This is a genomic window from Bradyrhizobium ferriligni (assembly GCF_056837965.1).
On the sequence record NZ_JBXEJO010000021.1, the window covers coordinates 79,076 to 91,754 of the forward strand.

At 57.0% G+C, this 12,679-nt stretch carries 13 protein-coding genes; 2 read left to right on the forward strand and 11 right to left on the reverse strand.

Annotation, left to right across the window (positions count from 1 at the left end; genetic code table 11):
- Positions 1-49 precede the first annotated feature (49 nt).
- The 11 genes from AC1VNY_RS14790 to AC1VNY_RS14840 all read right to left on the reverse strand — a co-directional run bounded on the left by AC1VNY_RS14790 (position 50) and on the right by AC1VNY_RS14840 (position 8,867).
- Positions 50-1,348 carry a DUF2235 domain-containing protein gene (locus AC1VNY_RS14790; protein WP_482405689.1) on the reverse strand — a complete coding sequence of 433 codons (1,299 nt, stop codon included), beginning with the start codon at positions 1,346-1,348 and terminating at the stop codon, positions 50-52.
- A gap of 634 nt (positions 1,349-1,982) precedes the next feature.
- Positions 1,983-2,294 (reverse strand): hypothetical protein, encoded by a 312-nt coding sequence (locus AC1VNY_RS14795; RefSeq protein WP_482405690.1) that lies wholly within the window; start codon positions 2,292-2,294, stop codon positions 1,983-1,985.
- Between the two features lie 12 nt (positions 2,295-2,306).
- Positions 2,307-2,594 (reverse strand): DUF1488 family protein, encoded by a 288-nt coding sequence (locus tag AC1VNY_RS14800; RefSeq protein WP_482405691.1) that lies wholly within the window; start codon positions 2,592-2,594, stop codon positions 2,307-2,309.
- A 199-nt stretch (positions 2,595-2,793) separates the two neighbouring features.
- Entirely contained in the window at positions 2,794-3,555 is a 762-nt protein-coding gene (locus AC1VNY_RS14805) for a hypothetical protein (protein WP_482405692.1), read from the reverse strand.
- Between the two features lie 25 nt (positions 3,556-3,580).
- Entirely contained in the window at positions 3,581-3,781 is a 201-nt protein-coding gene (locus AC1VNY_RS14810) for a hypothetical protein (protein ID WP_482405693.1), read from the reverse strand.
- 289 nt (positions 3,782-4,070) lie between these two features.
- Complete coding sequence (locus tag AC1VNY_RS14815) at positions 4,071-4,976, reverse strand: hypothetical protein (RefSeq protein WP_482405694.1); 906 nt, start codon at positions 4,974-4,976, stop codon at positions 4,071-4,073.
- A 25-nt stretch (positions 4,977-5,001) separates the two neighbouring features.
- Positions 5,002-5,730, reverse strand: a complete 729-nt coding sequence (locus tag AC1VNY_RS14820; RefSeq protein ID WP_482405695.1) for a hypothetical protein — start codon at positions 5,728-5,730, stop codon at positions 5,002-5,004.
- A 162-nt stretch (positions 5,731-5,892) separates the two neighbouring features.
- The gene (locus AC1VNY_RS14825; protein ID WP_482405696.1) at positions 5,893-6,186 is read right to left on the reverse strand and encodes a hypothetical protein; all 294 of its coding nucleotides are present in this window, start codon (positions 6,184-6,186) and stop codon (positions 5,893-5,895) included.
- A 188-nt stretch (positions 6,187-6,374) separates the two neighbouring features.
- Positions 6,375-7,559: a hypothetical protein gene (locus AC1VNY_RS14830; protein WP_482405697.1), complete on the reverse strand. Its 1,185-nt coding sequence runs from the start codon at positions 7,557-7,559 to the stop codon at positions 6,375-6,377.
- Between the two features lie 16 nt (positions 7,560-7,575).
- Positions 7,576-8,100 (reverse strand): ImmA/IrrE family metallo-endopeptidase, encoded by a 525-nt coding sequence (locus AC1VNY_RS14835; RefSeq protein WP_482405698.1) that lies wholly within the window; start codon positions 8,098-8,100, stop codon positions 7,576-7,578.
- 587 nt (positions 8,101-8,687) lie between these two features.
- Positions 8,688-8,867: a hypothetical protein gene (locus AC1VNY_RS14840; RefSeq protein WP_482405699.1), complete on the reverse strand. Its 180-nt coding sequence runs from the start codon at positions 8,865-8,867 to the stop codon at positions 8,688-8,690.
- Positions 8,868-9,652: 785 nt separating this feature from the next.
- Between AC1VNY_RS14840 and AC1VNY_RS14845 the strand changes: the two genes are divergently transcribed.
- Positions 9,653-11,164 (forward strand): Fic family protein, encoded by a 1,512-nt coding sequence (locus AC1VNY_RS14845; protein ID WP_482405700.1) that lies wholly within the window; start codon positions 9,653-9,655, stop codon positions 11,162-11,164.
- 304 nt (positions 11,165-11,468) lie between these two features.
- Positions 11,469-12,662 carry a DUF932 domain-containing protein gene (locus AC1VNY_RS14850; RefSeq protein WP_482405701.1) on the forward strand — a complete coding sequence of 398 codons (1,194 nt, stop codon included), beginning with the start codon at positions 11,469-11,471 and terminating at the stop codon, positions 12,660-12,662.
- Positions 12,663-12,679 lie beyond the last annotated feature (17 nt).

Consider the following 12,679-nt stretch of genomic DNA (forward strand, 5'->3'; position numbering starts at 1 on the left):
TCGCTGGCGTTGTCGTGCCGGGAAGTGAAGCATGAAAAGCTAATATTCACTAATCGGGAGCCTCGACGCTTGGATCATCGGCCCGCACCGAGAACTGTAAGCTTGTTGGGTCAACCTTCTTTCTTTGCGACCACTCGACAAGGTTTTTCGGGCGGTAGGACGAATCCTTGCGCCATCGATCGAAGACACTGACATCAATCGTCTCGTTCACGTTGATATGGGCGCCGTCGTCACGCACCTGTGGCGCTTGGCCTATCGGACGATAGTAGGCTCCTTCGTACAATTTGTAGATTCCTAAAAGGAATGGGCCATACGAATCGACCACGGGGGATTGAAGCAAGTTTCCGTCCAAGATTACTTTTGTGCGAAATGTGAGACCGTGCGCTTCAGCCTTTTTCATCAACCAAAGGAGCGACGGTTGAGGCAAAAGATCAGTCGGATAGCCTCCTCCGACGTTTGCGTGAGCACCAACAAACCAGCGCTGTTCAACGGAAGTAAGCGCGCGCGCTGGGGGGCGGACTATATCAGCTGGGTCCCTACGATGCACGTCCCAAAGTGTCGGAGAGAATTTTTTCCGATGCTCATCGATGGCAAGAGCGTGGTATGCGTTTAGGATCGGCAACCGAAGTCCTGTCTGTAGATAGTCGAATTGAGAGCTGCTTATGCCCGTAAAATCGCCAGCTTCGATACCAATGGATCCAACGGTGTCCCACACTCCAACGAGCTGCACGTAAGCGAGCTGCGAATATTTCAGAAGCAATCGCTCTTGATCGGTGATCTTTTCAGAGTGCGCTGCCTCCATGTCTTTCAACGTCCAGATCGTTTCCTCGCCGTCGCCTCGCTTGTAACGATCGAACAATTCGCTAACGCCAATAGGCGACCCGGCTTTCAGAATACCGTCGACAGCGATCAATCCAGCCAGCGCTCTTGCGGTGTAGGCACCACGGCTAAATCCAAAAATAAAGATTTCGTCGCCATCATTGTAGTTCTCAACCAGCCATTCGTAGGCAGATCGAATATTCTCATCGAGGCCTTGACCAAAAGCACCACCGATGAAGCCATTCACGCCCAAACCGTAATAGATCAGCTGGGGTTTGCCATCGCTGCCTTTCGAGGCGCATAGCGCTCGCATGCGCCAGACGTTTGTATTAGTCCCGACGCTATTCCAGGTGCCATCGAGAAATACTGCAAGGCGCTTTTTCTGCTGCTCCGAGCCTATGAAATCTGGCTGATTGCCAGTCTTCTCTGGAGGGCGTCCGATGTAAACGCCAAAACCTATCATCGCTGCGATGCCGACAAAGATCGCAACCTTGTGCGCGACCCATCCAATTCTTCGCCAAACATTCATTTGTCGACGCCTTCGAATCGAAAAAGGAACCTCACAATGTTATGCTCTGCGTCAGGGATCGGTAGTGCTTTCCCCGATTACAACCATCTGGAGTCGCTCACTTCCACAGCTTTAGTATCCCGAGGATGAAACCACGCGTCTGCACCGCCCTCGAAAGCGGACACCCAGCATAAGTTACACCTGCATTTTGCCCACCGCGGCCGACCTGGTAGCCGTTCAAACGTCCAGCAAAGCCAAGGCCACGGAGAGTACGCGTCCCCGCCCGACAGCCACGTCCTGCAGCCTCCAGAGGCCTGACCGGCGGCGCCTGCACCTAACCGAGGCCGGATCTCTGACGACCGGATCGCGGCCTGCCTGGTCGCCCACACCACAGTGTTTGCGGTCCGCCTGGCCGTGCTCAAGGCTCGCTCCAGCATTCGTGCAACGAGAGGATGGGGGAATAATTAGGGCCCAAGATCTCGCGGGTGCCAGACCTGCCAGATTGTCGGGAAACGACACGCCGCTGGCGGCCAACCCCATCTGCGGGCCGCGAGGCTTTGCATTTCTCCATACCAGGCTCTGGGTCGCACGCGGCGCTTGGCGCGCCCCCGAGACCATGACCTGCTTTGACGCAGAGGTCTCGATGCGTGATCCGCTACCCTTCCTCGGCTTGTCTCTCGTAGGACTTCATCGCCAACGTGGCGTCGATCCAGAGATTCTCTATGTTCGCAGCGTTCGGATTGGTCTGAATCTGCTCAAGCAGCGCGCTCACCCGTTCCCATGCGCGGGCTCGCTGTGCCCGGACCTTCTCGCTGTTCGCGAGCTCGGGCGAATTGTTGGGCGCAAGCTTGTGCTCCAGCTCGCGCAGACTCGGCACCGCTTCAGGGTACGGGTTGGCTCGCAAGACCAACAAATTGGCCCAAGCTTTTCCGGCGAGTTCGTGATCTTGGGGATGCTTGATAGGCATGCTGAGGTTCCCTTAAAGGCCATTCAAATCAGCGGTTTTGACGAGAACCCGGGGCTCGCTCTCTTCGAACTTGCCATGGACGACCTTGTGAATCGCACAAGCCACAATGCGATCCCTAAGGCGCTCGAATTGATCATCGCGCTCGTGGTTTTTTACGTCGCGACGTCGTTCTGCATCGTCCATCGCCGCATCGGAAACCGCGCATTGGATTTCGCCTTCCTTCTCACTGTCGCGAAGGGTGAAGCGAACGCTCATCGTCTTGAATTGGTGGCCCTGGCTCCGGCCAAATTCGATCGTCATCAGCTTTCCCTCGAAGTCAGGTGGTGGCCTATTTGCCGCTCACGTCGAATGTGACGAACTTCCCGCCGGCTTTGGCGATCTTGAGCATGTTCTCGATTCCGGGTTATCGACGATCTCGAGCCGGGCTCCGCCAGCTCGCGCGGGCGACGCGAGTTCGATTAATGATTCAGTAATCCTCAACGAAGCTCCACGATGAACATCAAGGCAACAAGTTAGTTGTCTTTCCCTGGCGGGGGCACCACGCGTCAAACCATGTGCAAACGAACCCTTCGCTCCAAATTGGTTTGGGTGAGAACTTTGAGAGAGTAGTGATGCTGTCCCATCTCAAGAACTCAACGGTCTGAGCAGACAAATCCCGAACCAGCAAACCTTTGTCGAAGATCCTCAGCAAGACTAAGTGGCGAACTAATCCCTGGTTCTCCTTTGATCCGATTGCGTAAACATTCTTTGATTTTGCAAGGTCTGAATAGCCGGTCTGTATGCCGTAGCCATATGCAAGCAAGGCTACGTAGACGCCAAACGCAAACAGTCGAAGCATCCGCAACTGAGGCAGATCCGTCTTGAGCTTTCGGCTAAGATAGTAGATGCCGGTCAGGCCCGCGAAAGACAGGACCGAAAGAGCAATCGTTATCCCGCCCACCAACAGGTCGAACAATAGACTCAGCGCCGCCAGCGCCCATAGTAAATGGAAGGGCGCCTGGACCTTGATCCGATAACTATCGTTTCCCTCGACCCTGCCGATAGGCAAGGTGTTGTCGAGAGCCTGCACGGCAAGCAGTACACCGATAACCGTTGGCAACCAAATGAGGGCGTTGGCTAGATAGTCGTAGGTGGTCGCGATCGCCTGCAAATGTGGGCCAACAGCTTCGAAATACCCGTACTCATGCAACACGGTCAGAGTAATGACGGAGAACGAGACGACCGCGATGTACTTCGGGACATCGTCTAGAAACTCCTTCATCAGGTACTCCCTCGGTGCTTTCCCATTAGCTGCGACCGAGCAGAGTTCTGTCGATCTCGGCGACCCGCTGCCTGAGGCTCAAGATCCGTTCTGCCGTGATGTCGCGCAGCTCATTGCCACCTCCGTACATCTTCCAATGTCCCCTCTCGAAGTGCTGGAGATCCGCGGATAGCTCGGCGCGGAGTTCGGTTAAATAGGCGATGAACTCGCGCTCGGTCGCTGGCATGGTGTCCTCCTCGTTGTGTATTCCAGTTCTCTGAACCGCCAACTTTCTCGAGCACGCGCAAAACACTGCGCGATTCGCGTAATGCGAAAGGATGCTGGCAAATGCGCGTGAGGCGAGTGCAACGTAAGGTTATCCAAGATATACACAGGCGAGGGGCCAGGAGCCGCTCTTACCAAAGATTGTTCGTTTCGCCTCGGTCCAGCCAAGTGTCGACCCAGCCTTCTTCCTGCGAATTTCAGCCACGCTTCGGAGATTTGGATCGGGGTGGTGAAAAGCTCTTGGAGCGACTTTAATCTGTCTCGCTCGGTACCCAGTCACTGGGCCACTGACCAGCGCCAGGCTCCATGCCGGCTTGGTACAAGATGGCGTCGCCAAGCGACCAAGCCTTGCCAGCTCTTTCAAAGAGACCTTGGAAGTACTCCCACGTCTCGGGCACCGCTATCCTGATGTCGACACTGGCCTCCTTCACGGCAGTCAAGAGGTCCCATGTGTCGAGATCCTGCATCGCGCACAGTTCGCGCACTTTCATCAGTCCCCTGAAGACCTGCTCATAAAGCCTTCTTCTTTCCCATCCTAGCACCGACGCCATTGCCAAACCGGTTTCGAGGGCTGCTCCTCGCGTGATCTGGTCAACGCCGTATTTCACGCCAATCATCGCGTCGGGCTGACTAAGCCTGCCATACATCGCGTCCGAATCTTGGCGATCAACGATCTCCAGCACCCGCCAAATAGCGGCCAACGCCTCGCTTAACCTATGCATCTCTCCCTGGAGCAGATTCTCGGCCTCCACTCGATCGGCTTGAGCACGACTTTCATCGGCGTTGATCTGCAGGCGCACAGCGCTCCATGCTAGCCAGCCCGCGAAGATTGCGGCGACGGCTGCAAGCAGTCCACCTGACAGGTTCTCGTAGCTTCCGATCGAGCAACCAATGATCTTGATAAAGACGAGGCTACAAGAATGCGGCCCCACGCCACCGCGCTCGCTAGAATAAGTCCGGACACCGAGATCAGGTTGAGAACGAGCAAGGTACCTTGAGCCGACCGATTGAACCATCCGGAACGAGCGATCCTCCACCACTTGGACTTCTGGCTGAGCGACTCGTTCGAAGACGGGAATTCCTCGCTGGTATGATTCCGTACATCCCATAGAACGATCGCTAGCAAGCACGCCAGCGGAAACATCAATACCGCCCATACTGTGATATGTTGTGTCACGAGGCTCAGACCTTTGTTTCGGAGGATCTCGATCGTCGCCAACGAAAGACAAAGAACATTGCGAGAGAGAGCGCTGCAACCGCGCCAACGATTTGACCGACGAGATATAGGCGCTCTCTCAGGCGAGCTTTTCGCTGGGCTTCCTGGACTACAGCGAGAAACATTTCCGGCGTCGGACGAGGCCGATCGGTCACAGGCGGCAAGATATACCGGACTACAGCGATCGTCTCGATTGTGTCGTTTTGGTCGCCGTAGCGAACGACAAAGGTGAAGTGCAGTTCGAGCCCGGGTGTTAAGCTATCAGATTTCCCGTCAGTCGCGCCGGCCAGGATTCCATTCAGCATCGCGGTGCTCTTCGGAGCAATCGTGCCCATCGATTGCAGGTCAAGCGTAGACGATAGCTTGTCCAGGCTTTGTTGACGGCTGGAAAGATACAGTTCACCTGCCTCGAAGGAGTGTTCGACCCTCATGCTCAACGGCACAACGTTTGTTTCGGATCGGTTTAGTATCGACAGTGCGAAGTCCGCAGCGGAGGCACCCCGTGGACTAATCCGCAGATCGAAAGCAGGTTGTTTCGCCTGGATCTCACGCATCTCTTTGGCGACGCCGAAATCGTAAGAGAGCTTTGAGACGTAGAGACTGCCTCCCGAAACGGCAATGGCAATCACCGACAGCACGCCGGCATAGTGGTCTAGCGCAAGCTTTTGCCACCGATTCAATTGTTCTAACTCCACGGGGAATTCGTCACTGATTCGCGAACACGCATAGGATGCCACTCCCGCCGCGTGTGGCGGGGGAAAAGCTCGCCTATCCCGGATATTCACAAGATCAGCCATAAGGTGAACATGCAACCAGGCGGCGTGTTCGCTGGAATCGGGGTATTTGGGTGATCTGGGCTACTTCTTGTAGCGCTCCATCGCGCGCCGGCCATCCTCCGTGACACCCACCGTTATGCCGTTGTGACCACCATATCTGACCGCCGATTCGACCTCTGCTGTCGTTAAACCAAGATCGCGAGCGATCTCATAGTAGAGGTATTGCTGCAGATCGCTCGGATCATTCGCGATAAGCGTGTTGAGGTGATCGACCACTCGATGAGCCATAGCGTTTTGCTCTGCGGCCTTACGGCGCAAGTTATCCTTGGATCCTCGATAGCCGTTCAAGCGGGGTTGAAGTGGGAGATCTGTCATTGTCATTTCCTTGATTCGCTCAGAGCGGCAAGGATGCCGACGAACACGCATGAAGCGAGTGCACCCGGAGGTTATCCCAGTTTCACACAGGTTGAGAGAAGCAACGTTTAGACAACTCCCTCAGGGAGCACGGGTGGCAACACCAGCAGCTTCATTGTGACGAGGGAGCGCAGTTGGCTTGTAACCAACTACTTCGGTTCGCTATCCTCGGTGGGCCCCGGCGCTTTTAGGTGCTCCACAATCCAAGCTGTGACGTTATCGGCCGCCTTAGATTCTTCTGCTGCAGAGTTGGCGCCAGCCGCGTCTTCGTCATCGTCCTTCTGAGACAACGACTTCCGCTCGACCTCGCGCTTCGTGCGTTCGCTCTCCCAGTAGTTCCGCAGGCTATCCAGGCGCTCTTGGTGATGCTCGGGTATGCGCGTAAAGGCCGGCTCGAGGTTGTTGAAGATGTAGGGCATGAAGCAGTAGGAGCTGTTCCCTTTTATGAAAGCCTCGCAAAACTCTAGGACGTCGTCCGTGCCCAGTGGCTCGACCTTGTTCAACCTGTCTTCGGTGAGCTCCAGAGTCGGCGACGGACGCATATCGATCCAGAACACGGGGTAGGGAAGGCCGCCAAAGACGCCTTTGAAGCTGTGACGACCAGCAAAAAAGAAGCGAGGCTTGTCGTAAGCGTATTGCTCGTCGGACGGTTGCGTTCGAACTGCATGAACAAGCATCAAAGCCAATTCGACGGAGATCACCAACCTTCTCGGCGTCGACAATTGAGCAAGACGAAAGCCGGTATCGATCGCGGGGCCGATGAAATCCCTTGTTAGCTCGGCATCTCTTCCGCCGTTGTACCACTGATGCAACAATGACAGGTTACTATAGACTTCGTCTCCTTCGTCGCCTTCTAGTTCGATCGCAGGAGAGGGCGAGCGAAAGAATACTTCTGCATTGTGAACGGGAAATCCGGCGATCCAGGCAGTTGACTTGAGATCGAGCGACGGAAATTGCTGCTTCAGCCTGATGCGGTAAGTCGCGACTGCTCTAATCCACGCGTTCACAGTCGTTAGGGCTTGTCGATGATCCGTAAGGAACTTCGTGTAGATGACCTCGTCACCGACGCTCTTCCACAATTCGGGTGGATCACCTGGGGGCCAGTTTATTGCATGCGATCGTGTGTCGGCGAGTAACCATTCGCGCGCTACTGCTTGCTCCATGCCTTTGTAGAATTGAGCGATGGGCGAAAACCACGGTTCGGCGGGCGGCGTCTCGGCCTCCGCGGACTCCTCCTTTGAGCCTTGCCGGCGCTTTCCTGCTTGTTTGAACGCCGTGGATCCGACGATGTCGACGCTGAGAAACAGGCGAAGTTTCGACGCGAATGGATCCACGCTTGCCACGATGGGGCTAAACTAAGTTGAGAACTTTGACGCGGATCTGCGCGGCTTCGTTGGATACTCCGAAACGGTCCGCAAGCAATGGGATGGAACCAGAAAGCTGGCCAAACAGCTGTCTGAAGATGTTCGCCGGCATTAAAAATCCGGCTGCAAACCAGTTGGCCTCCCACTCGACACGACCAGTGCCGTAGCGCTGGGCTTCTAGCTTATCAACTCTACGACCGGTTTGATTGGGATAGATGTAGTGCAGGAAGTAATGGCCGAGCTCGTGCGCGATCGTGAACCGATCACGAGTCGGTCCCGTGTGCGCGGCCAAAATAATTTGGAAATTGTCCTGGCTTTCAATTTTGATTGAGCCGGAAGAATCTCGGTTGAAATCTAAGACGTCTTGAATTCGAATTCGACCACCCAAACGTTCCACGATTGGGTCTAAGTCTTGACCAGGCTGGTAGTGCAGATGCCCCGCAACGCTGGCTGCCAGGTTGTCGACGGCCGCCTTCGACAGACCGCACTCAATAGGTGCGCTGTAACTCATGGCGCAAAGCCCTCTCTAGAATCGGTGGTAATGCTGGCACAAATAATGAACTTTTTCGACATCGGCAATTGTCTCAGCCGGCGTACGCGGTGACCGTCCCCACCGACGCTGCGCAGTGGGGCCGAAGGCCGTCCGAGTCTTGACGAACCGCGGGAAGATTTCCTTGGCGGCAATTTGCAGGGGCTAGCGCTAGGGCCAACACAAGATAAAAGTCAAAATTTCTAATAATTTCAATATATTGGATTGATTTTCTGGCGGAAGGGGTGGAAGCCATCAGTGCTGATCTCGGGCTGGTCGATGACGCGGCTGCGGAGGTCATGCAGGAAGTCCATCGCGCTTTCGGTATTTCGCTTGCCGACCCCAGCTAATGATCGCCTTCTGGGTCCCGGCCATGCCGAGCGGCAGGCCACCCCCATTACCACCACCCCCACCTTTAGGCTCCTCGGGCTCTGGGGTAGGCGTTTCGCGGGCTGTGGACACAGCGGGCATAACTTTTCCCATGCTGCGGTCGGGTCGTTTCCTTGGCCGGGGCGAGCCCCCGGCGCACAAACCTAGCCTTTTTCGATCCTTGACACCGTCGCCGCATTTCATGCGTTGGTGCGAAAAACGAATTCGCAAAAATCGCAAAAGAGGCCGCCAACTGAGGCGGCCTCCCGAACTTTCGGTTTGATCGCATCATCGCTGGCGATCAGGGCGACAAACGACACTGCCGCGGCGCAGACAAAGGCGATCTCGACGCTATCGAGATGGCGGCCGTTCGTGTGCATCGTCGCCTCCTATATGGGCGATCGCGGGCCGGCCGACATCAGCCACTCTGTCATATGTGCGGCTGCCTCATTGTGCCGCGCGCGGCGCAATAGAGTTTCCCGTTCGGGACCTGGGGGAAGTTGTCTAGCGCGCTGGCGTAGGTCTTCGGCTTCTTCGGCAAGGCGCTCTTCAAGGGAATGAATTTGCTTAATTCTGCGTCGCCGCTTCATGGCTCCTCTCTCCAAAGCTGACGTTGCCTGCCCCAAAAACGCAATCAAAAAGCCCGAGAAAGCGAAAAAGTTCCCGACGTTTCACTTGCGAAAACAACAATGAGGGTCAGCGCGGTAAGCGCGATTACGGCGTATCCAACGATGGTGATGGCCATGTCCTGTCTCATGCCGGAGAGGGTTGGAACCGCTATTGTTCCGCTCGGTGATTTAAGGTCAGGCGATGTTCTCCCCCGGCGCGCGACCAGTAGCTTCACCGAGGAACAGCGGCTACCATTGGTTGCCGCAGGGTTAAAACCAAATCGGCCACTGCAATTTTCAAAGTAGGCCACCGCGGATGGAAACAGGCCAGCACCGAGGACGGCTGGAACGGATGGGGAATATCTGGAACTGTCCGGCTGGATCCCCGAGAGGGTGCAAGTGTTATGTTGTGAGCATTTTTCACGTATTGTACGGTACGGGAAGATTTTTCGCAAAAAGGGACGTGATTTCGACCCGAAGGCGAGCCGGCGAGCGAAATTCACGACCGAGAACGTTTTTCACGGATCGAGCCAATGCGAGTAATGTTTTCAGGTCCCATGAGCGTTTTTCGTGATCGGAGGCTGCCAGAGGCCGCGACCCCCGCCGGCTACGCAGCGCTGATTGACGCCTGTCAGCTGTCCGTCCCGCTCCCACGCGTGCTTTCCGCCATCGGGACGAAGCACCGCATCCTTGAGCGAGCAGGATGGCGCATCTACACGCCGCGTCATGCGCCTGCAGCCACCCTTGAGGGACATCTGACTTTCGCGCTCAAGAACGAAGGGCTCGACCTCGCCATCTTAAAGCGGATTTTCCTCGCCGTGAGGGAGGACGAGATTGCGGAGCTTGTGAAGCAGACGCCGACCGGACTCTACACGCGTCGCATCTGGTTTCTCTATGAATGGCTGTTGGGACGCGAGCTCAATCTGCCCGCGGCGGACAAGGTCTCCTATGTCGATGCCGTCGATACCGAACTGCAGTTTGCGAGCTCCGGGCAGAATTCGATACGGCATCGCGTCCGCAACAATCTGCCAGGGACGTCGGACTTCTGCCCACTCGTGTTCAAGACGAGAGCGCTGACGGAATTTGTTGCACAGGACCTCAAGGAGCGCGCCCGTGTCGTGGTGAGCCAGGTCCCGACGGATCTGCTCGCGCGAACCGCGGCCTTCCTTCTCCTCAAGGACTCGAAGTCGAGCTATGTCATCGAGGGCGAGAGACCGCCGCAGGATCGCATCCAGCGCTGGGGCAAGGTCATCGGCGAAGCGGGACGGGCGCCGCTCGATGAGGCTGAGTTGCTGCGCCTGCAGCGCATCGTCATTGGCGATGAGCGCTTCGTAAAGCTCGGTTTCCGTAGCGAAGGCGGCTTCGTCGGCGAGCATGACCGCGAGACCCAAAGACCTATTCCGGACCATATCAGCGCGCGTCACGAAGATATCGCCTGCCTCGTGCGCGGATTGATCGCGTTCGATCAGGCGGCGGAAAATGAGCTTGATGGCGTCGTTGCCGCCGCCGTGCTGGCTTTCGGGTTCGTCTACATCCACCCGTTCGAGGATGGTAATGGCCGCATTCACCGGTACCTGATGCACCATGTTCTGGCACGGCGCGGATTCAATCCTGCCGGGATCCATTTTCCTGTTTCAGCAGCCATTCTCGACAAGATCGGCGAATACAAGGACGTGCTGGAAAGCTATTCGAGTAGATTGCTTCCATGCATCGAATGGGAATCGACCCCACAGGGCAATGTCAAGGTCTTGAACGATACAGCAGACTTTTATCGCTTCTTCGACGCAACGCCGCACGCGGAATTTCTCTACGCATGCGTGCAGAGGACCATCGAACAGGATCTTCCGGGGGAGGCCCGGTTCTTGCGGAGCTTCGATACATTCCGCTCGGGCGTCGAAAACATGATCGAGATGCCGGAGCGGACCCTCAACAGCCTCCTTGGATTCTTGCAACAGAATGAAGGGCGACTGTCAAAGCGGGCCCGTGACAATGAATTCTCCCAGTTGACGCCAGACGAAGTCACGAAGATCGAGGAGCTTTATCAAGCCGCCTTCCACGATTCCGGTTGAATGTCTTTTCAAGCGTTGGACGAGTTTATTGCCGTCTCCCTGCGGGACCGGGCTGTCGGCTGGCGCTGAAACCCCGGCTTGCGCCGGGTTTTCACCCTTCGGGCTTCCATCCCTGACGGAAGCTGCGGCGCGGCGGGAGGTCGTGGGTCTTGGTCGTGGGTCTTGGTGGTGGACCTTGGTCGCGCGTCTTAAGCGTTGGCGGTGGCGACCGACGAGACAGGAGAGGCAGAGGGGAGCGGCCTTGGCCATGACGGGTTGAGGGTCGGAGGAGAGTCTTCCGGCACCCGTCATGGAGATTGCCCCCATGAATACGCAGATTGTTGATGCCACCCGCAACGCCAGCTTCGGTTACAGAGTGGATGTGAGCCGCGGCGAGCGCGTTGGCCGGGTATCCTCGGAGTGGTTCTGTCGTCCGGCGGATGAGCGTTATCTGTCACTCAACGAACTGGCCTGCACGGTGCGCGATCGCACGGACCGCAGCCGGACGCGCGTGGTCGAAAGCGCGCTCATCCATGTCGAGGCGAGCCCTGCCGATCCCGAGCGCCTGGCCTTGAGGCTGCCCGGCTCGGACACGCCAGTCGCGCCGACCCATTGGAGCTTCGGCCAGCTTGCAAGCCAGGTTGGCGCTCCGGCCGCTTACCTGCGGCAGCTCCCCGCGGCGCTCGCAGGCATCAACCTGCAATATGGCCTGACCGCCAATCGCGTCGAGCAGATCAAAACGCTCGAGACCGGGAATAGCCGTATTGAGCTTCGCGCTGTCACCGGTCCCGACTATGGCCGGATCTACGACCACGAGCTGGTTGAGGCCGTGCAGCGCATCGCTGGCAATGGTACAGGCGATACACGGTGGAAGGTGCCTGGTGCGCTCGACTGGTCAAGCGGCATCTACAATCCCCGCGTCGACATTTCCAGGGACACGACGACCCTCTACGCATCGGACAGGGACGTTTTCCTGTTTCTGGTCGATGACCTGAATCCGATCGAAGCCGGTCGTCTCCGGGACGGCTCGCCCGACCTCTATTTCCGAGGCTTCTATTGCTGGAACTCGGAAGTCGGCGCGAAGACGCTCGGCATGGCGAGCTTCTATCTTCGTGCGGTTTGTCAAAATCGCAATCTGTGGGGCGTGGAAGACTTCGAGGAGATGACCATCCGCCATTCCAAATACGCAGCTTCCCGCTTTGCTCACGAGGCAGCCCCGGCACTGTTGAACTTCGCCAACTCCTCACCCATGCCCTTCGTCAACGGCATCAAGGCCGCCCGCGAGCGGATCGTGGCACGCGGCGACGAGGATCGCACCGAGTTTCTGCGCCGCCGCGGCTTCTCCAAGGCCGAGACAGGCAAGGTGATTGATGCGGTGCTGGCGGAGGAAGGCCGCCCGCCTGAAAGCATCTTCGATTTCGTGCAGGGCATCACCGCCGTCGCGCGCGACAGGCCGCATCAGGATGTCCGCCTGGACATGGAGGCCAAGGCCAAGAAGTTGCTCGACCGCGTGGCGTAATTTCGGCCAAGCCGGAA

Bases quoted from the DNA above. Each gene is read 5' to 3' on its own strand.
- AC1VNY_RS14795 (WP_482405690.1), bottom strand. From the start codon at position 2,294: ATGCCTATCAAGCATCCCCAAGATCACGAACTCGCCGGAAAAGCTTGG.
- AC1VNY_RS14845 (WP_482405700.1), top strand. From the start codon at position 9,653: ATGAGCGTTTTTCGTGATCGGAGGCTGCCAGAGGCCGCGACCCCCGCC.
- AC1VNY_RS14825 (WP_482405696.1), bottom strand. From the start codon at position 6,186: ATGACAGATCTCCCACTTCAACCCCGCTTGAACGGCTATCGAGGATCC.
- AC1VNY_RS14805 (WP_482405692.1), bottom strand. From the start codon at position 3,555: ATGAAGGAGTTTCTAGACGATGTCCCGAAGTACATCGCGGTCGTCTCG.
- AC1VNY_RS14840 (WP_482405699.1), bottom strand. From the start codon at position 8,867: ATGCACACGAACGGCCGCCATCTCGATAGCGTCGAGATCGCCTTTGTC.
- AC1VNY_RS14810 (WP_482405693.1), bottom strand. From the start codon at position 3,781: ATGCCAGCGACCGAGCGCGAGTTCATCGCCTATTTAACCGAACTCCGC.
- AC1VNY_RS14850 (WP_482405701.1), top strand. From the start codon at position 11,469: ATGAATACGCAGATTGTTGATGCCACCCGCAACGCCAGCTTCGGTTAC.
- AC1VNY_RS14790 (WP_482405689.1), bottom strand. From the start codon at position 1,348: ATGAATGTTTGGCGAAGAATTGGATGGGTCGCGCACAAGGTTGCGATC.
- AC1VNY_RS14815 (WP_482405694.1), bottom strand. From the start codon at position 4,976: ATGGGCGGTATTGATGTTTCCGCTGGCGTGCTTGCTAGCGATCGTTCT.
- AC1VNY_RS14835 (WP_482405698.1), bottom strand. From the start codon at position 8,100: ATGAGTTACAGCGCACCTATTGAGTGCGGTCTGTCGAAGGCGGCCGTC.
- AC1VNY_RS14800 (WP_482405691.1), bottom strand. From the start codon at position 2,594: ATGACGATCGAATTTGGCCGGAGCCAGGGCCACCAATTCAAGACGATG.